The sequence below is a fragment of the Roseococcus suduntuyensis genome (assembly GCF_014196305.1).
Classification (GTDB): domain Bacteria; phylum Pseudomonadota; class Alphaproteobacteria; order Acetobacterales; family Acetobacteraceae; genus Roseococcus; species Roseococcus suduntuyensis.
This window is the reverse complement of sequence record NZ_JACIDJ010000001.1, coordinates 1,032,049-1,049,128: the sequence shown is the minus strand read 5'-3', so window position 1 is coordinate 1,049,128 and position 17,080 is coordinate 1,032,049. Positions and strand designations below refer to the sequence as shown.

Genomic DNA, 17,080 nt, shown 5'->3' with positions numbered 1-17,080 from the left:
TCAGACCCGTTCATGCTCGATGGGGAACAACGCGTAGGGATCATCCGGCACGCAGAGGTGGAACACGCTGAAGCGATACAGCGGCCCCAGCGGAATGTCGGAGGGCGAGAAGGGGAAGGCCATGTTCCCCTCGCGGCACAGGCGGCCGGGGAAGTCCGCGTGCAGCAGGCTGGTGCGCGCCACGGCCAGCACGCCGTCGGCGATCTCCTGGCTGTCGGCCAGCACCTCCACCACGAAGCCCAGCTCATGCGGCGTGTTGCGCGGCGCGCGTTCCCAGGCGCCCATCACGCCGTCCTGGCCATAGACGCGCACCTTCATCTGCCAGGCCGCGCCTGGAATGCCGATGGCGGTGGTCTTCATCACCACGCGTTCGCGATGGCCCACCAGGTAGTCGTCCATCTGGCCGATCAGCACCGGATCGCGCGTGCCGCAGAGGGTGATGGCGCGATAGCCCGCGCGCTCCACGCCCTCCAGCTTCACCGTGTAGGTGTCGGCCGGCGTCCAGGTCATGCCGGAGACGCGCACGGCGCGGTCCGAGACGGGGTCGAAGCGCACATGCTCCGTGTCCAGCATCCCGCCCGGCTCCAGGTGATGGATGGGGCTCGCGTTCTCGTGCAGGGCGAAGTTCGCGACGGAGAGCGGCGTGCAGCGGCGGATGGGGTTGGGCGGCTCGCAGACCAGGTGGTCGTCGCGCAGCGTGACGAGGAGGCAGTCGGGCTCCTTGGGCACGGCGGGCTCGGCGCCGCATTCCAGCATCTTGCCGGCATACCAGGCGGGGGCCGGCGGGATGCCGGCGCGCAGCGCGGGCGCCACCCATTGCGCGGGGTCGCTGCTGCGGCCGCAGAGGATGACCTGAGCCCCCTCATCGAGCGCGCGGGCGATGGGTTCGGGGCCCATCATGGCGACGATGCGCTCGGCGCGATCAATGGTCGCGGCGTCGAGTTCGGGCAGGCTGGCCAGCGGCTTCGTGCGCCCGCCCTCGCGCATGCGGTGCAGCGTCGCCCGGTCGGGTTCCGCATGGATCAGCGCCATGGGGAAGGAGAGGCCCTCCTCCCGCGCGATCTCGCGCACCAGGGCGGCGGTGTCCTGCAGGTGGGGCTCGCCCCCCGCGCCGCCGGCGGTGCCGATGATGCAGGGGATGCGCGCGGCGACGGCCGCTTGCAGCATCAGCTTCAGGTCGCGCTTCACCGCCATGCGGTTGCAGAAGCTGGTCCCGGCGCCGAGGTAGTGCGGCCCCGGGTCCGTGCTGCCGCCATCGGCGCCGATGATGTGCGGCTCCCGCGCCATGCCGCGGCGGAGCGAGTCCTCGGCATAGCCATAGCCGAGGATCCCGCTGGTCGAGAGCATCCGGATTTCGTTCATGTGGCCGGCCTCAGCAGGCCCTCGCGCGCGGCCTGCGCCCATTTGGCGTCATCGTCGCGAAGGAGTTGCGCGAATTGCGGAACGGTCAGCGGCACCGTCTCCATGCCCAGCGTCCGCCAGCGTTCGCGCATGGCGGGCTCGGCCAGCAACTCGTTGATGTTGGTGTTGAGGCGGTTGGCGATCTCCATGGGCAGGCCCTTGGGGGCCAGCCAGCAGAACCAGCCGATGAAGTCGGCACCCTGCACGCCCGCCTCGCGCAGCGTGGGCACGTCGGGCAGGAAGGGCGAGCGCTCGGGCGAGGAGACGGCGATGATGCGGATATGCCCCGCCGCCACCAGCGGCGCCGCCGTCGCCGGGCTGCCCCAGGCCACGGGCAGGTGGCCCGCCGTGAGGTCCGCGATATAGGCGCCGCTGCCGCGATAGGGCACCTCGATGATCTCCACGCCCGCGCGCGCCGCGAAGAGGCGCGCGGTGATGGAGGATTGCGCGTCCGAACTGGCCTGCGCCACCACGCCCGGCCGCGCGCGGGCGGCTTCCAGCAGCCCCGCCACATCGGTGAAGGGCGCGCGGGCCGAGGCCATCAGCACCAGCGGGTAGCGCGCCGTGAGCGCGATGGGCGTCACGTCATTCAACGGATCGAAGGGCAGCGGGCCGAGATACTTCGCCATGACATGGGTGCTGGTCTGCGCGCCCAGCACATAGCCATCGGGCGGGCTGCGGGTCACGGCCTCGGTGCCCACGATGCCGTTCGCACCCGGGCGGTTCTCCACCACGAAGTTGCGGCCGAAGCGGGTGGCGAGGCCCTCCGCGATGGCGCGCGTCGTGATGTCCGTGCCACCGCCCGCGGCATAGGGGACGATGATGCGGACGGGGCGCGCGGGCCAGGCTTCCTGCGCGCCAGCCGTGGCCAGCGCGGGCAAGGCGAGGCCCGCGCCCAAGGCGGCGCGGCGGGTGATGCCATGTGTCATGTGTCGTTTCTCCCTTGTGGCGTCGCGGCGTTCAGCGGCCGCGATCGGTCTTCTTCCAATCCCCGGCGTTCGGACGGGTCAGGCCAAGGTTCTCGCGCAGCGTGTTGCCGGCGTAGTCCTTGTGATAGAGGCCGCGCCGCTGCAGTTCCGGCACCACCAGACGGGCGAAATCCTCGAAGGCGCCGGGCATCTGCGTCGCCACCAGCACGAAGCCGTCGCAGGCGCGGCTGGTGAACCATTCCTCCATCTGGTCGGCCACGTCGGTGGGCGTGCCGCAGAAGATGGGGAATTCGCGGATGGTGCCGCGGCCCGAGAAATGCACGAAGTCGCGCACGGTCGGGTTGGGCTTGCCGCTGAGCGCCACCACGCGGTCCTTGAAGCCGGTCCAGGACATCTTGCGCAGTTCCTCGTCCGTGAATTCGGAATCGAGGTCCTTGCTGGCGAAGTCGAAATTGGTCACTTCCGAGAGCAGCACCAGCGCGTCCATGGGCTTGGCCAGCGATAGCACATAGTCGCGCTTCGCCTCGGCCGCCGCCCGCGTCTCGGCCACGCAGACATAGCAGGCGGGCGCCACGGTCACCTTGTCCGGATCACGCCCCGCATCGGCCACGGCCTGCTTCAGGTCGGCATATTGCTTCCGGCCCGCCTCGATGGTCGGGTAGACGACGAAGATCAGCTCCCCCCAGCGGCCGGCGAAGCGGCGGCCGCGGCCGCTCTGCCCCGCCTGGATCAGCACCGGATGCCCCTGCGGCGAGCGCGGCACCGGCAGCGGACCCTTGGAGCGGAAATACTCGCCCTGGTGATTCAGCGCATGGACCTTGGACCCATCGGCGAAGCGGCCGCTGGCCTTGTCGCCGATGATGGCGCCTTCCTCCCAGCTGTCCCAATGGCCTATGACGACTTCGACGAATTCATCCGCCCGGTCGTAGCGGAGGTCATGCTCCAGGTGTTCGGCCCGGCCGAAATTCGCGGCCTCGGAATCATTCAGCGAGGTGACGATGTTCCAGGCCGCGCGGCCCTCCGTCATCAGGTCGAGCGTGGCGAAGAGGCGCGCCACGTGGAAGGGCTCGTAATAGGTGGTGGAGTAGGTGGCCCCGAGCCCCAGATGCTTCGTGGCGCCCGCGATGGAGACCAGGATGGTGGCCGGGTCCATCTTCACCACGCGGATGCCGTTCTCCACCGCCTCGCGGTGGTCGTGGCCATAGATGTCGGGCATGGCCAGGCGATCGTCGAAGAAGGCCAGGTGGAACTTCCCCTCCTCCAGCACGCGGCCGATGCGCTGGAAATAGGCCGGCGTCAGGAAGTCCATGGGGTTCGCCTGGTGCCGCCAGGAGCCGGGCGCGATGGAGCAGTTCTGCGCCTGCAGGAAGCCGACCATGGCGATCTGGCGGCCATCTTTCATGGACATGGGGCGTGGCACCTTTGTTTCCTCTGGTCCGAACCTAGGCGCGGGGGCGGGGAGACGTCCAGCGGTTTTGCGCAAACGTTCGCACAAATTTTTCCGAGGTTTTGCGTGCCTTCTTGGTGCCAGCTTGCGGTAAGCTGCGCTGACGCTTGCGCATCCCCGCCGCATGGAGAACAGAGACAGGCATGGACGACAGCAACGGCCCACGCGTGACCATCGTGACCTTGTCGCGCCGCGCCGGCGTTTCGCCCTCCACCGTCTCGCGCGCGCTGCGGGGTGATCCGCGCATCTCCAAATCCGTGCGCCGCAGCATCGCGGCCCTGGCGGCGGAGGAGGGCTACCTGCCCAATGCCGTGGCGCGGGGCCTGGCCTCCGGGCGCAGCGGCCTGATCGGCCTGGCGCTGGGGCCCACCGAGAACCCGCTCTACACCCAGCTTCTGCAACTGGCCGTGCAGGAGGCCGCGACGCGCGGGCTGCGCTTCCTCGTGATGCATGCGGGCGAGGGCGCGGTGGACGAGGACACGGCGGGCGCCATCCTCGGCTATCAGCTCGATGGCTGCCTCATCACCTCGGCGGACCTGTCCTCGCGCGCGGCGGAAATCTGCGCGCGGCATCGCGTGCCCGTCGTCATGGTCAGCCGCGTGGCGCGGCTGCACGCCAGCGCCGTCACCTGCGACAATCGCGCCGGGGCGCGCGAGATGGCGAGCCTGCTGCTGGAGGCCGGGCACCGGCGCTTCGCCGTGGTGCATGTGGGGGGCCGCAGCTCCCCGGGGCTGGAGCGGGAGCACGGCTTCTTGGAACGCCTGGCCGAGGCCGGCCTCACCCCGGTGGCACGGGAGGAGGCGGTGTCCTCCTACGAGGCCGGCTATGCGGCCGGGCAGCGGCTGGTGGATGTGCGGCCCGATGCGGTCTTCGCCGTCAGCGACATCATCGCGCTGGGCGTGATGGACGCGCTGCGCGCCGGCGGGCTGCGCGTGCCGGAGGATGTCTCCGTCACCGGCTTCGACGACATCGCCGAGGCCGCCCGCCCCGCCTATGCGCTGACCACCGCGGCCCAGCCGCTCTCCGCCATGGTGACGCGCGCGCTGGACCTGCTGGAGGCGCGCATCGCCAACCCCTTCGCCCCCGACGAGACCATCACGCTGGGCGCCCGGGTGGTGCGGCGGGGCTCGGCGCGGCTGGGCTGATCAGATCCTTCTGGGCGGCCGATTCACGGCTCCGGCGATTCCGCCGAAGCCGATCGGACGCCTGCCGAGCGGCCGATTCACGGCTCCGGCGATTCCACCGAAGCCGATCGGACGCTTTCTGGACGGCCGATTCACGGCTCCGGCGATTCCGCCGAAGCCGATCGGACGTCTGCCAGCGCCGCCGCCACGCGCCGCGCGAAGCCGGCGGGGTCGCGCGGGGCGTCGCCATCCTGCACCCGCGCGAGGTCGAGCAGCATCCCGGCCATCTCCGTGACGTCCTCGCCGGCCTCGGCCCCTGCTGCCAGGCGGCGCACCAGCGGATGGCGCGGGTTGAGGCGCAGCACGGCACGGTCCGGCCCGAAGGCGCGGCCGGCGCGGCGCATCATGCGCTGCATCTGCAGATCGGGCGCGCCGGCCTGGGCGGCCAGCACGGCGACGCTGTCCACGAGCTGCGCGGTTTCCTCGACGGCGGCGACATCCTCCTTCAGCGCCTCGCGCAGCAGGGGCAGGAGCGCGGCGAGATCGGGCGCCGGCTCGCCTTCCACCTTGTGTTCGGAGAGGTCCACCTGGCCCTGGGTGATGCTGCGCAGCGCCTTGCCCTCGAAGCTCGCCAGGCGCTCGGGCCAGAAGGCGTCAATGGGGTCGGAGAGCAGCAGCACTTCCAGCCCGCGCGCGCGGAAGCCCTCCAGCTGGGGCGATTTCGCCAGGGCCGCCGCGTCATCGCCCACCAGGAAGTAGATCTCCTGCTGGCCGTCCTTCATGCGCGCGACGTAGTTGGCGAGCGAGGTCCAACCCTCCTGCGCGGAGGAACGGAAGCGCAGCAGGCCGGCCAGTTCCGTGCGGTGCTCGGCATCCTCCCAAACGCCTTCCTTCAGCGTGGCGCCGAAGTTCTCCCAGAAGGGCGTGTAGGCCTCGGCGTCCTTCGCGCGGGTCTTGAGCTCGGACAGCACGCGGGCGGTGACGGCGCGGCGGATGCGGGCGAGCACGGGCGTGGCCTGCAGCATCTCGCGCGAGACGTTCAGCGGCAGGTCCTCGGTGTCCACCACGCCGGTCACGAAGCGCAGCCAGGGCGGCAGGAGGGCCGCCTCGTCGGTGATGAACATCCGCCGCACATGCAGGCGCAGCCGGCTTTCGCGCGCCTCCTCGACCGGCGTGAAGGGCTTCATGCCGGGGATGAACAACAGCGCGGTGAATTCCAGCGTGCCCTCGGCGCGCCAGTGCAGCGTGGCCCAGGGCGTGTCGAAGACATGGCCCAGATGGCGGTGGAAATCGGCGTAGGCTTCCTCGGTGATCTCCGACTTGGGCTTGCGCCAAAGTGCCGTGCCCTCGTTCGCCGCCTGCTCCTCACCATCCTTCACCACCATGATGGGCAGGGTGATGTGGTCCGCCCATTTGCGGATGATGGTCTGCAGGCGGATGGGTTCCAGGAATTCCTCAGCGTCGGCCTTCATGTGCAGCACGATGTCGGTGCCGGCCTCCTCGCGCGTGGCCGGCGCCAAAGTATATTCGCCGCGCCCTTCGGAGGCCCAGGCCCAGGCTTCCTGCTGGCCCGCGCGGCGCGACGTCACTTCCACCCGCTCCGCCACCATGAAGGCCGAGTAGAAGCCCACGCCGAACTGGCCGATGAGGCTGGGCTTGTCGCTGGCCTGGCTCTCCGCCATCGCGCGGGTGAAGGCCAGCGTGCCGGAACGCGCGATGGTGCCCAAATGCTGCGCCAGCTCGGCCTTGTCCATGCCGATGCCGTTGTCGCTGATGGTGAGCGTGCGGGCCGCCTTGTCAGGCACCACGCGCACGCGCGGCGCGTCGGGCAGGGAGAGGTCGGGGTTGGTCAGCGCCTCGAAGCGCCGGCGGTCCACCGCGTCGGCGGCGTTGGCCACCAGTTCGCGCAGGAAGATCTCGCGCTCGGAGTAGAGGGCGTGGACCACCAGGTCCAGCAGCCGGCCCACCTCGGCGCCGAAGCTGTGCCGTTCGACGGATTCGGTCATGATCTGGTCCTCAACAAAGGTCTTGGGCGGCGGCGATATGCGCGGCGCGCGGCCCGGATTCAAGCGGGCGCGGCAAGCCCCGCCAGGAAGCGCCGCACCGCGGAGGCGATGGCCGGCGCGGGGTCCTCCGGCGTGGGCAGATGGTAGATGAAGCGGCGGATGCCGATATAGACGATGCCACCATGGAGGTTCCACATGTCCTCCATGGAGGGGGCCATGAGGCCAGGGCTCGCCGCGATCTCCTCGCGCAGCGGCGCCAGCAGGCGTTCGCCCACATGGTCGAGGTAGCGGCGGTTCAGCACCTCGCCGGTCAGCCCCGCCCACATGAAGATGCGCATCCACTCATAGGTGAAGATGGCGCGGGTGTATTCGGCATAGAAGGCGCAGAGGCGGGCCTCGATAGGGGTGGCGCGGTCGCGGATGGCGTCGGGCCAGCCGGGTTCCAGCCGGCCCAGGTAGACACGGGCGAAGACGGCCTCGGTCAGCTCCGCCTTGCTGCCGAAATACTGGTAGACCAGCGCCTGGGTCACGCCCGCGCGTCGCGCGAGGTCACGCGTGGTGCCGCCCAGCCCCACCTCGGCGAAATGGGCCACGGCGGCGTCCAGGATCTGTTCGCGCCGCGCCTCGGGCTCCAGCCGGCGGCGTGGCGATGGCGGCGGGGGTCCGTCCAAACCTCTGCTTCCTCTCGCTTGACAACATGCTGCCCGCCGCTGATCAATTGATCAACAAGTGGCGCGTGGCGGCAAGTCTCGCGCAGGGAGCAGCGTTCATGAAGTGGCCCGCACTGGGATATCTGCGCGCGTCGAGCCTGGATGAGCTGTGGCGCGCGCTGGGGGATGGGGCGCAAATCCTGGCGGGCGGGCAGACGCTGCTGGCCACCCTCGCCTTCCGCCTGTCCGAGCCCGGCACGCTGGTGGACATCACCCGCATTCCCGAACTGCGCGGCATCTCCGTCACGGGCGGCGTGCTGCGCGTGGGCGCGCTGACCCGCCATGCGGAGCTGGGGCGGGATGCGTTGGTGGCGCGCCACGCGCCGCTGCTGACGCAGGCCGTGCCGCACATCGCCCACCCCGCCATCCGCAACCGCGGCACCATCGGCGGCAGCCTGGCCTATGCCGACCCGGCCGCCGAGCTGCCGGCCTGCGCCGTGGCCCTGGACGCCACGCTGGTGCTGGCGCGCGAGGGGGGTGAGCGGCGCGTGAAGGCGACCGACTTCTTCACCGGGCTGCTGACCACGGCGCTGGAACCGGGCGAGATCATCGCCGCCGTGGAATTTCCCCTGGCCGGGCCGTCGCAGCGCGCGGTGATTTTGGAAGTGGCGCGGCGCAGCGGCGACTATGCCATGGCCGGGCTGGCGGCGGTGCTGGACCTCGGCGCGGATGGCCGCGTGACCGCCCCGCGCCTCACCTTCTTCGGCGTGGGCGACGGCCCGGTGCTGGCCACGCGCGCCAATGCCGCGCTGGAAGGCCGCGCGCTGGATGCCGCCGCCATCGCCGCCGCGCAGGCCGCGCTGGACGCGGACCTCGACCCGCCGGCCGACCTGCACGGCCCGCCCGCCATGAAGCGCCACCTCTGCCGCGTGCTGCTGGGCCGCGCGCTGCAATCCCTCACGCCCGCCACGGAGCAGGCCGCATGATGATCACCCTGACCGTCAATGGCGAGCGCGTGACGCGCCATGTCGAACCCCGCCGCCACCTGATCGACTTCCTGCGGCTGGACCTCGGCCTCACCGGCTCGCACGCCGGGTGCGAGCATGGGGTCTGCGGCGCCTGCACGGTGCGCGTGGATGGCGAGATCGTGCGCGGCTGCCTGGTGCTGGCCGCCAGCCTGGACGGCGCCGAGGTCACCACCATCGAGGGCCTGACCGACAGCGGCGAGGTGGCCGATTTGCAGGACCAGTTCGTGGCGAGAAACGCCGCGCAATGCGGCTTCTGCACGCCGGGAATGGTGATGGCGGCGGCCGACATCCTGGCCCACCACGCCGATGCCGACCGCGCCGCGATCCGCGAGCATCTCGCCGGCAACTACTGCCGCTGCACCGGCTACCAGGCCATCGTGGAGGCGGTAGCCGCAACGCTCTCGGAGCGGGCGATTCACACCTCGGCCGATGCCGGCCGAGGTGATCGCACGCGGGAGGCCCGCCGATGAACGAGATTCCCACGCCGGCCAGCATCGGCCTCTCGCGCGAGGATCTGCCCAACTCCTACATCGGCCGTTCGGTGCCGCGGCCAAGCCTGCCCAAGCTGGTTCAGGGCCGCGCGACCTACACGGATGACGTGGTGCTGCCGCGCATGCTGCACGCGGCCTTCCTGCGCAGCCCGCACGCGCATGCGCGAATTCTCGCCATCCGCATCGAGGCGGCGCTGGCGGTGCCGGGCGTGGTGCGCGTCTTCACCGGCGCCGACCTGGCGAAGGTCTGTGACCCCTGGGTGGCGGTGCTGGACCACCTGAAGGGCATGAAGTCCGCGCCGCAGCACCCGCTGCCGCTGGACCGCGCCACCTGGCAGGGCGAGGCGGTGGTCGCCGTGCTGGCCGACACCCGCGCCGCCGCCGAGGATGGCGTGGCCGCCATCGAGGTGGACTGGGACCCCCTGCCCGCCCAGACCGACATGGAGACGGCGCTGGACGCCGGCACCGTGGTGATCCACCCCGAGCTGGGTGACAACCTGGTCTTCACCCGCACCGCCACCAAGGGCGATGTGGACGCGGCCTTCGCCGCCGCGCACAAGGTGGTGGAGGCCACCTTCGTCACGGGTCGCCACACGGGCGTGACGCTGGAACCCCGCTCCATCATCGCGGACTACAACCGCGCGGACGGCATGCTGACGGTGCACCAAGCCACCCAGGCGCCGCACATGATGCAGAACGTATTCGCGAAGCACCTGCGGCTGGAGGAGAGCCAGGTCCGCGTCATCTGCAAGGATGTGGGCGGCAGCTTCGGCATCAAGGTGCATGTCTATCCGGACGAGGTGGCCGTCGCCGCCATGGCGCGCGTGCTTGGGCGCCCGGTGAAGTTCATCGCCGACCGCTTCGAGAGCTTCGCCTCCGACATCCATGCGCGGGACCATCGCATCAAGGCGCGCATGGCGGTGAATGCGGACGGCACCATCATCGGCTTCGACGTGGATGATTTGACGGGCATCGGGCCGTATTCCGTCTATCCGCGCACCTCGGCTATGGAGGGCAACCAGGTGGTGAACCTGGTGGGCGGGCCCTATGACTTCGCGCATTACCGCTGCACGACGCGCGTGGTGCTGCAGAACAAGGCGCCCACCTGCCAGTATCGCGCCGTCGGCCACCCCATTGCCACCGCCGTGACCGAGGGGCTGGTCGAGATGGCGGCACGCGAGCTCGGCATGGACGCGCTGGACCTGCGCCGGCGCAACATGATCCGCGACGACGCCTATCCCTTCACCTCGCCGCCCGGCATGCGCTTCGAGGGGCTGTCGCACCATGCGAGCCTCGACAAGCTGCTGGAGATGGTGCCGGTGGCGCGCATCCGCGCGGACCAGGCGGAACAGCGCGCGATAGGCGTGCACCGGGGCCTGGGCTTCGCGGCCTTCATCGAACTGACCAACCCCTCGCCCTTCATGTATGGCATCGGCGGCGCGCGCATCTCGGCACAGGATGGCTGCACGGTGCGGATGGACCCGGATGGTTCCGTGGTGGCGTCCTCGGGCGTCACGGAACAGGGCCAGGGCACCGAAGCCATCCTGGCGCAGATCGTGGCCCACGGCGTGGGCGTGCCGGTGGAGCGCGTGAAGATCATCACCGGCGACACGCTGAACACGCCCTATGGCGGCGGCACCTGGGCCTGCCGCGGGGCGGGCATCGGCGGCGAGGCGGCGCTGCAATCGGCGCTGGCCTTGAAGGCGCAGATCCTGGAGGTGGCGGGCGCCATGCTCCAGGCGGCACCCGAGAGTCTCGACATCGTGATGGGCCACATCACCGACCGCGCGAGCGGCGCCCAGCGCATGTCGCTGCACGAACTCGGCCGCATCGTCTATTTCCGCGGCGACACCCTGCCGCGTGACCTGCCGCGCGAGCTGGTGCAGACGCGCCACTTCATCACCAAGGAATACCCCTTCGCCTTCACCAACGGCATCCAGGCCTGCTGGGCCGAGGTGGACACCGACACCGGCATGGTGAAGCTGCTGGAGCATTGGGTGGTGGAGGATTGCGGCCGCGTCGTGAACCCGCTGCTGGTGGATGAGCAGGTGCGCGGCGGCGTGGTGCAGGGGCTGGGCGGCGCGCTCTACGAACACTGCGTCTATGACGAGCGCGGCAATTTGCTCACCACCACCATGGCCGACTACCTGGTGCCCATGTCGGCCGAGATGCCGGACATCCATGTGGGCCATGTCGAGACGCCCACGAAGGAAAGCCTGCTTGGCGCCAAGGGCGCGGGCGAGGCCGGCACGGCGGGCGCGCCGGGTGCCTTGATGAACGCCATCAATGACGCGCTGGCGCCGCTGGGTGCGCGCGTGCTGGAACAACCCTTCACCCCCGCGCGCATCCTGGCCGCGCTGGGCCGCATCTGATGCCGGGAACGGGAGGAAACAACATGTCCATCCATCGCCGCAGCCTGGCGGCAGGCGCCGCCGCATTGCCGCTGTTCGCCGTGCATTCGCAGGCGCAGACGGCGCTCAACGTCACCATCGCCTCATCCCACCCGGTAGCCAACTTCTGGGTGTCCATGATGAAGAACGTCTTCCAGCCGGAGACGGAAAAATTCCTGCGCGACAACGGCAACACCCACCGCATCAACTGGCGCGAGGCCTATGGCGGCACGCTCTATCGCTTCCAGGACACGATGGAGGCGGTGCGCGACAACATCACCGACATCGGCTATGTCGGCACGCTGTGGGAGGGCAGCACCATGCCCCTCCAGAACGTCACCTACTTCACGCCCTTCGCCACCGGCGACCACGCCGTGGTGGCCAATGCCTTCGAGGCGATGAACGAGAACGTGCCGGCCATCCGCGAGAACTGGTCCTCGCTGAACATGGTGCCGCTGTCGTCCTTCATCACGGACACCTACCACATCTGGTCCACCTTCCCGGTGCGGACGCTGGACGATCTGCGGAACCGCAAGATCTCGGCGCCCGGCACCAGCGCGAACTGGCTCTCCGGCACAGGGGCGACGCCGGTGGATGGCGCGCTGACCACCTACTACACGGACATCCAGACGGGTGTGTCCGAAGGGGCGCTCTCCTTCTTCGTGGGTATCCTGCCCACGCGCGTCTATGAGGTCGCGCGGCACATCTGCAAATGCGATGTGGGCGCGATGTATGTGGGCGGCATCGCGGCCAACCGCCAGCGCTTCGGCCGCTTCCCCGAGCCGGTGCGGCGCGCGATGACGGCGGCGGGCAAGGCCAGCACCGTCGCGCATATCCAGGACGTGTCCTCGCGCATCGCGGCCGCCGAGGCCGAGATGGTGCAGAAGGGTGCCATCATCACCACGCTCGCCCCCGCCGAGCGCCAGCGCTGGATCAGCGGGCTGCCCAACATCGCGCAGACCTGGGCGCGCAGTTCCGGCCCCGCCTCGCGCGACGTGCTGAACGCCTATTTCGCCGCCATCCGTGGCGCGGGCCAGACGCCCGGCCGCGACTGGGACCGCGAAGTGACCGCCTGAAGCCGGAAGGAAAGCGCCGCCATGGCCGATGAGACGAACATGGCGGCGCTGGACGCCGCGCCCGGACCGCGGGGCTTCGACCCGGTGCGGCTCGCGCTCGATGCGCTGGCCGCCATCGGCACCATCTGGACCTTCGGGCTGATGCTGCTGATCTGCGCGGATGTGATCGGGCGTTCCTTCCTGAACGCGCCCATCACGGGCGTCGCCGAGATCGCGGCGCATTCCGTGGTGGGCATCGTCTTCCTGCAGATCGGCGCCACCATCTACCAGCGCCGCATGACGCGGGCCGACTTCCTCATTGACCGCATCGTCCGCACGGCGCCCGCGCTGGGCCGCGCCATGGAGGTCGTGTTCCTGCTGGTCGGTGCGGCCGTGATGGCGTTCATCGCCTGGGCGGCCTGGCCCGGTGTGTGGAATTCGCTGGCCTTGCGGGAATTCTTCGGCGTGCAGGGCCTCTTCACTGTGCCCACCTGGCCCTTCCGCGCGCTGATCGTGCTGGGGGGTGCGGCGGGCGCCATCGCGCACCTGGCCCTGCTGCCAAATGCCATCCGGGGACGCTGAGCGATGGAAGACATCACGCTGGGCTTCACGCTGATCGGCGTCATGGTGGGCCTCATCATGCTGGGCCTGCCCATCGGCATCACGCTCATCGGCACGGGGGCGGTGGGCGTCTGGCTCATCCGCGACAATCCGGACCTGGCCTTCCGCTTCACGGCCATGTCCACCTATTCAGGCATCCAGGACTACCTGTTTGCCACCATCCCGCTCTTCGTGCTGATGGGTCTGCTGGTCAGCGTCTCCAATGTGGGGCGCGACACCTTCGAGGTGGCGCAGGCCCTGTTGCGGCGCGTGCGCGGCGGGCTGGGCATGGCGACCGTGGGGGCGAACGCCATCTTCGCGGCGGTGACGGGCGTCTCCATCGCTTCCGCCGCCGTCTTCACCAAGGTCGCGGTGCCGGAGATGGTGCGGCATGGCTATTCCTTGCGCTTCGCCACGGGCACGGTGGCGGGCAGCTCCATCCTGGGCATGCTGATCCCGCCCTCGTTGCTCATGATCGTCTATGGCGTGCTGGCCGAGGTTTCCATCGGGCGCATGTTCATCGCCGGCATCCTGCCCGGCCTCCTCATCGCGCTGGGCTTCGTCGCGCTGATCTGGGTGCGCGCGGCCTTCTTCCCGCACCAGATCATGACCGCCGCCGCCCCCGCGCCCGCCCCGCCGGAACGTGACATGCCGGAACGCGACATGCCGGTGGGCGAGATGGTGGCCAAGGCCGTGCCCATCCTCTCGCTGGTGGTGCTGATCCTGGGCGGGCTCTACACCGGCTTCTTCACGCCGACCGAGGCCGGCGCGGTGGGGGCGGCCGGCGCGTTGGTGATCGCACTCGCGCGGCGGCAGCTGGGCTGGGCGCGCTTCTGGCAGGTGCTGCGCGAGACGGGGCTGGTCTCCGCCTCCATCCTGTTCCTGCTGGTGGCGGCGAGCCTCTATTCGCGCATGCTCTCCATGGCGGGCGTGCCCCAGGCCATCGGCGAGATGGTGGAGACCATGGGCCTCGGCCCCTACGGCTTCCTCGCCGCCTTCGTGGTGATCGTGCTGCTGATGGGGATGATCCTGGACAGCACCTCCATCCTGCTGATCATGGTGCCGATCGGCGCGCCCATCGCGCAGGCCATGGGGTTCGACCTGATCCATTTCGGCATCATGGTCATCATCGCCGTCGAGATGGGGCTGCTGACGCCGCCCTTCGGGATCTCGGTCTTCACGGTGAAAGCCACGCTCGGCGACCCGCGGGTGGGGGTGGAGACGATCTTCGCCGGCGCCCTGCCCTATGTGCTGGTGATGGGCGCCGCCCTGGTGCTGATCGCCTTCGTGCCGGCCATCGCGACGGCGTTGGTGGGCTGAAGCCCGAGCGGCCGATTCACGCCTCCGGTGTTCCACCGAAGGCGATCGGACGCTTTGCCACGCGGCCGATTCGCGCCTCCGGTGTTCCACCGAAGGCGATCGGACGCTTTGCCACGCGGCCGATTCACGCCTCCGGTGTTCCACCGAAGGCGATCGGACGCTACCCCAGCTTCTTCAGCGCGAAGTCATAGCGCAGCACCCGCCAGGGCGCGTCCAGCACCGTGCCGTCCGGCGCCACGCCCCGCGGCTGCGGCGCGAAGGGCACCACCAGCGCGTCCTTCACGCCGAAGACCGCGTCGCTGTCGAGGTATTCATCGCCCTCGGCGAAGACATGCGTCACCAGCGTCTCGTGGCCGGGCGCGCTGATCATGAAGTGGACATGGGCCGGGCGCATGGGGTGGCGGCCCGTGGCCTCCAGCATGGCGCCCACCGGGCCATCGGTCGGCACGGGATAGGCGGTGGGGGTGATGGTCCAGAAGTGGAAGCCGCCCTCGGCGTCGGTGCGGAAGACGGCGCGCAATTCGGGCACCGGGCCTTCCGCGCGCTGCACGTCGTAGAAGCCCTCCGCGTCCGAATGCCAGATGTCCAGAAGCGCGCCCGCCAGCGGCGTGCCATCCGCGCTCGTCACCTGGCCCGAGACGTGCAGCCGCTCGCCGCCCACGCCCTGCGCCAGCACGCTGCCGAGCGGCTTTTCCGCGACACCCGCCACATGGAAGGGGCCGAGCACGGTGGTGGGCGTGGCCCCCTCCGGCAGGCGGTGGTTGATGGCGTCCACCAGCATGGACACGCCCAGCGTGTCCGACAGCAGGATGAATTCCTGCCGCGTGTTGTCGCATTTCTGGCCAGTCTGCGTGAGGAAGGAAATTGCCGCCTGCCATTCTTCGAAGCTCGGCTCCACCTCGCGCACGAAGCCGTGCAGATGGCGCACCAGCGCCTGCATCACCTGGCGCAGGCGTGGGTCGGGCGTGGTCTCGAAACGGGCCAGCACCGCCTCGGTGATGCTGGCCTCGTCGAAGTCGCGCATGGCGGTCAGACGCCGCCCAGGGCAAGATACTTGATCTCGAGATAGTCCTCGATGCCGTATTTGCTGCCCTCGCGGCCCAGGCCGGACTGCTTCACGCCGCCAAAGGGCGCGATCTCGGTCGAGATGATGCCCTCGTTGATGCCGATGATGCCGCTCTCCAGCGCCTCGGCCACGCGGAAGATGCGGCCCACGTCGCGCGCGTAGAAATAGGCGGCCAGGCCGAATTCGCTGTCGTTCGCGAGAGCGATGCCCTCCTCCTCCGTTTCGAAGCGGAAGAGCGGGGCGACGGGACCGAAGGTCTCCTCGCGGAAGCACAGGGCACCCGCCGGCACGCCGGTCAGGATGGTCGGCTCGAAGAAATTGCCGCCATTTCCGTGGCGCTTGCCGCCGGTCAGCACCTTGGCCCCCTTCGACGTGGCGTCGGCGATGTGTTCCTCCACCTTGGCAACCGCATCGGCGTTGATCAGCGGGCCCTGCGTCACGCCCGGCTCCATCCCGTTGCCGACCTTCAATCCCTCCACCGCCTCCTTCAGCTTGGCCGCGAATTCGTCATAGACGCCCGACTGCACCAGGATGCGGTTGGCGCAGACGCAGGTCTGCCCGGTGTTGCGATACTTGGACGCCATGACGCCCAGCACCGCCGCATCGAGGTCCGCGTCCTCGAACACCAGGAAGGGCGCGTTGCCGCCCAGCTCCATGCTGGTCTTCTTCACCGTGGTGGCGCATTGCGCGAGCAACTGCCGCCCCACTTCCGTGGAGCCCGTGAAGCTGAACTTGCGCACGAGCGGGTTGGAGGTCAGCTCCCCGCCCGTCGCGGCGGCGGGCCCGGTGATGACGTTGCACACGCCGGGCGGCATCCCCGCGCGCTCGGCCAGCACGCCCAGCGCCAGCGCCGAGAAGGGCGTCTGGCTCGCGGGCCGGATCACGCCCGTGCAGCCCGCGGCCCAGCCGGGGCCGGCCTTGCGGGTGATCATCGCACTCGGGAAATTCCAGGGCGTGATGGCGGCGAAGACGCCGATCGGCTCCTTCATCACGATGACGCGGCGGCCCGGCGCGTTGGGCGGAATGGTGTCGCCATAGACGCGCTTGGCTTCCTCCGCGAACCATTCGAGGAAGCTCGCGGAATAGGCCACCTCGCCCTTGGCCTCGGCCAGCGGCTTGCCCTGCTCGGCCGTCATGATGGCGGCCAGGTCATCGGCGTTCGCGTGCATCAGGTCATGCAGGCGGCGCAGGATGGCGGCGCGTTCCTTGGCCAGCAGCTTGCGCCAGGCGCCGAAGGCGGCGTGCGCGGCCTCGATGGCGCGGCGCGTCTCGGCCACGCCCATGGCGGGGACATGGCCGATGACCTCGCCCGTAGCGGGGTTGCGGACAGCGACGGTCTTGCCGCTGTCGGCCTGGACCCATTCGCCGTTGATGAGGTTGGCCTCGCGGAACAGCGAGGGGTCCTTCAGCGGCAGCTTCGCGGTGGCGTCGAGCATGGCATTGTCCTCCGGTGTTGCGGGCAGGATAGGCCGGGCAAAGGGCATTTGTCAGCGCCGCCCGGCATGGCGCCCCACCCGCCTTCGGTGTTAAGGGCCGGGGCGTCTGCGGGTTCCCGCCCCGGGCAACCACCCCC

At 69.9% G+C, this 17,080-nt stretch carries 14 protein-coding genes; 7 read left to right on the top strand and 7 right to left on the bottom strand.

What is annotated here, in order from left to right; genetic code table 11:
- From GGQ83_RS04905 to GGQ83_RS04895, 3 genes are read right to left on the bottom strand one after another with little or no spacing between them, the layout of a single operon-like run.
- Positions 1-1,362 carry an acyclic terpene utilization AtuA family protein gene (locus tag GGQ83_RS04905; RefSeq protein ID WP_242535006.1) on the bottom strand — a complete coding sequence of 454 codons (1,362 nt, stop codon included), beginning with the start codon at positions 1,360-1,362 and terminating at the stop codon, positions 1-3.
- Positions 1,359-2,330 (bottom strand): Bug family tripartite tricarboxylate transporter substrate binding protein, encoded by a 972-nt coding sequence (locus GGQ83_RS04900; RefSeq protein ID WP_184382464.1) that lies wholly within the window; start codon positions 2,328-2,330, stop codon positions 1,359-1,361. The genes GGQ83_RS04905 and GGQ83_RS04900 overlap by 4 nt, the downstream gene beginning before the upstream one ends.
- 31 nt (positions 2,331-2,361) lie before the next feature.
- Positions 2,362-3,738 carry an LLM class flavin-dependent oxidoreductase gene (locus GGQ83_RS04895; RefSeq protein ID WP_242535007.1) on the bottom strand — a complete coding sequence of 459 codons (1,377 nt, stop codon included), beginning with the start codon at positions 3,736-3,738 and terminating at the stop codon, positions 2,362-2,364.
- 182 nt (positions 3,739-3,920) lie between these two features.
- On the opposite strand from GGQ83_RS04895, the gene GGQ83_RS04890 reads away from it, so the two are divergent.
- Positions 3,921-4,922 carry a LacI family DNA-binding transcriptional regulator gene (locus tag GGQ83_RS04890; RefSeq protein ID WP_184382463.1) on the top strand — a complete coding sequence of 334 codons (1,002 nt, stop codon included), beginning with the start codon at positions 3,921-3,923 and terminating at the stop codon, positions 4,920-4,922.
- Between the two features lie 131 nt (positions 4,923-5,053).
- Here GGQ83_RS04890 and htpG read toward each other — a convergent pair whose 3' ends face one another.
- Positions 5,054-6,907, bottom strand: coding sequence for a molecular chaperone HtpG (gene htpG / locus GGQ83_RS04885; RefSeq protein ID WP_184382462.1), 1,854 nt, complete (start codon positions 6,905-6,907; stop codon positions 5,054-5,056).
- A gap of 59 nt (positions 6,908-6,966) precedes the next feature.
- On the bottom strand, positions 6,967-7,578 hold the full coding sequence (locus tag GGQ83_RS04880; RefSeq protein WP_184382461.1) for a TetR/AcrR family transcriptional regulator: 612 nt from the start codon (positions 7,576-7,578) through the stop codon (positions 6,967-6,969).
- Positions 7,579-7,676: 98 nt separating this feature from the next.
- Here GGQ83_RS04880 and GGQ83_RS04875 point away from each other — a divergent pair, with 98 nt between their 5' ends.
- From GGQ83_RS04875 to GGQ83_RS04850, 6 genes are read left to right on the top strand one after another with little or no spacing between them, the layout of a single operon-like run.
- Positions 7,677-8,543 carry an FAD binding domain-containing protein gene (locus GGQ83_RS04875; protein ID WP_184382460.1) on the top strand — a complete coding sequence of 289 codons (867 nt, stop codon included), beginning with the start codon at positions 7,677-7,679 and terminating at the stop codon, positions 8,541-8,543.
- Positions 8,540-9,055 carry a (2Fe-2S)-binding protein gene (locus GGQ83_RS04870; RefSeq protein WP_184382459.1) on the top strand — a complete coding sequence of 172 codons (516 nt, stop codon included), beginning with the start codon at positions 8,540-8,542 and terminating at the stop codon, positions 9,053-9,055. The genes GGQ83_RS04875 and GGQ83_RS04870 overlap by 4 nt, the downstream gene beginning before the upstream one ends.
- Positions 9,052-11,448, top strand: coding sequence for a xanthine dehydrogenase family protein molybdopterin-binding subunit (locus GGQ83_RS04865; RefSeq protein ID WP_184382458.1), 2,397 nt, complete (start codon positions 9,052-9,054; stop codon positions 11,446-11,448). The genes GGQ83_RS04870 and GGQ83_RS04865 overlap by 4 nt, the downstream gene beginning before the upstream one ends.
- A gap of 23 nt (positions 11,449-11,471) precedes the next feature.
- On the top strand, positions 11,472-12,542 hold the full coding sequence (locus GGQ83_RS04860) for a C4-dicarboxylate TRAP transporter substrate-binding protein (protein WP_184382457.1): 1,071 nt from the start codon (positions 11,472-11,474) through the stop codon (positions 12,540-12,542).
- 21 nt (positions 12,543-12,563) lie between these two features.
- Positions 12,564-13,103 carry a TRAP transporter small permease subunit gene (locus tag GGQ83_RS04855; protein ID WP_184382456.1) on the top strand — a complete coding sequence of 180 codons (540 nt, stop codon included), beginning with the start codon at positions 12,564-12,566 and terminating at the stop codon, positions 13,101-13,103.
- A gap of 3 nt (positions 13,104-13,106) precedes the next feature.
- On the top strand, positions 13,107-14,441 hold the full coding sequence (locus GGQ83_RS04850; RefSeq protein WP_184382455.1) for a TRAP transporter large permease: 1,335 nt from the start codon (positions 13,107-13,109) through the stop codon (positions 14,439-14,441).
- Positions 14,442-14,601: 160 nt separating this feature from the next.
- Here the strand turns inward: GGQ83_RS04850 and GGQ83_RS04845 are convergent, their stop codons facing one another.
- The gene (locus GGQ83_RS04845; RefSeq protein WP_184382454.1) at positions 14,602-15,465 is read right to left on the bottom strand and encodes an intradiol ring-cleavage dioxygenase; all 864 of its coding nucleotides are present in this window, start codon (positions 15,463-15,465) and stop codon (positions 14,602-14,604) included.
- A gap of 5 nt (positions 15,466-15,470) precedes the next feature.
- Positions 15,471-16,943 carry an NAD-dependent succinate-semialdehyde dehydrogenase gene (locus GGQ83_RS04840; protein ID WP_184382453.1) on the bottom strand — a complete coding sequence of 491 codons (1,473 nt, stop codon included), beginning with the start codon at positions 16,941-16,943 and terminating at the stop codon, positions 15,471-15,473.
- Positions 16,944-17,080 lie beyond the last annotated feature (137 nt).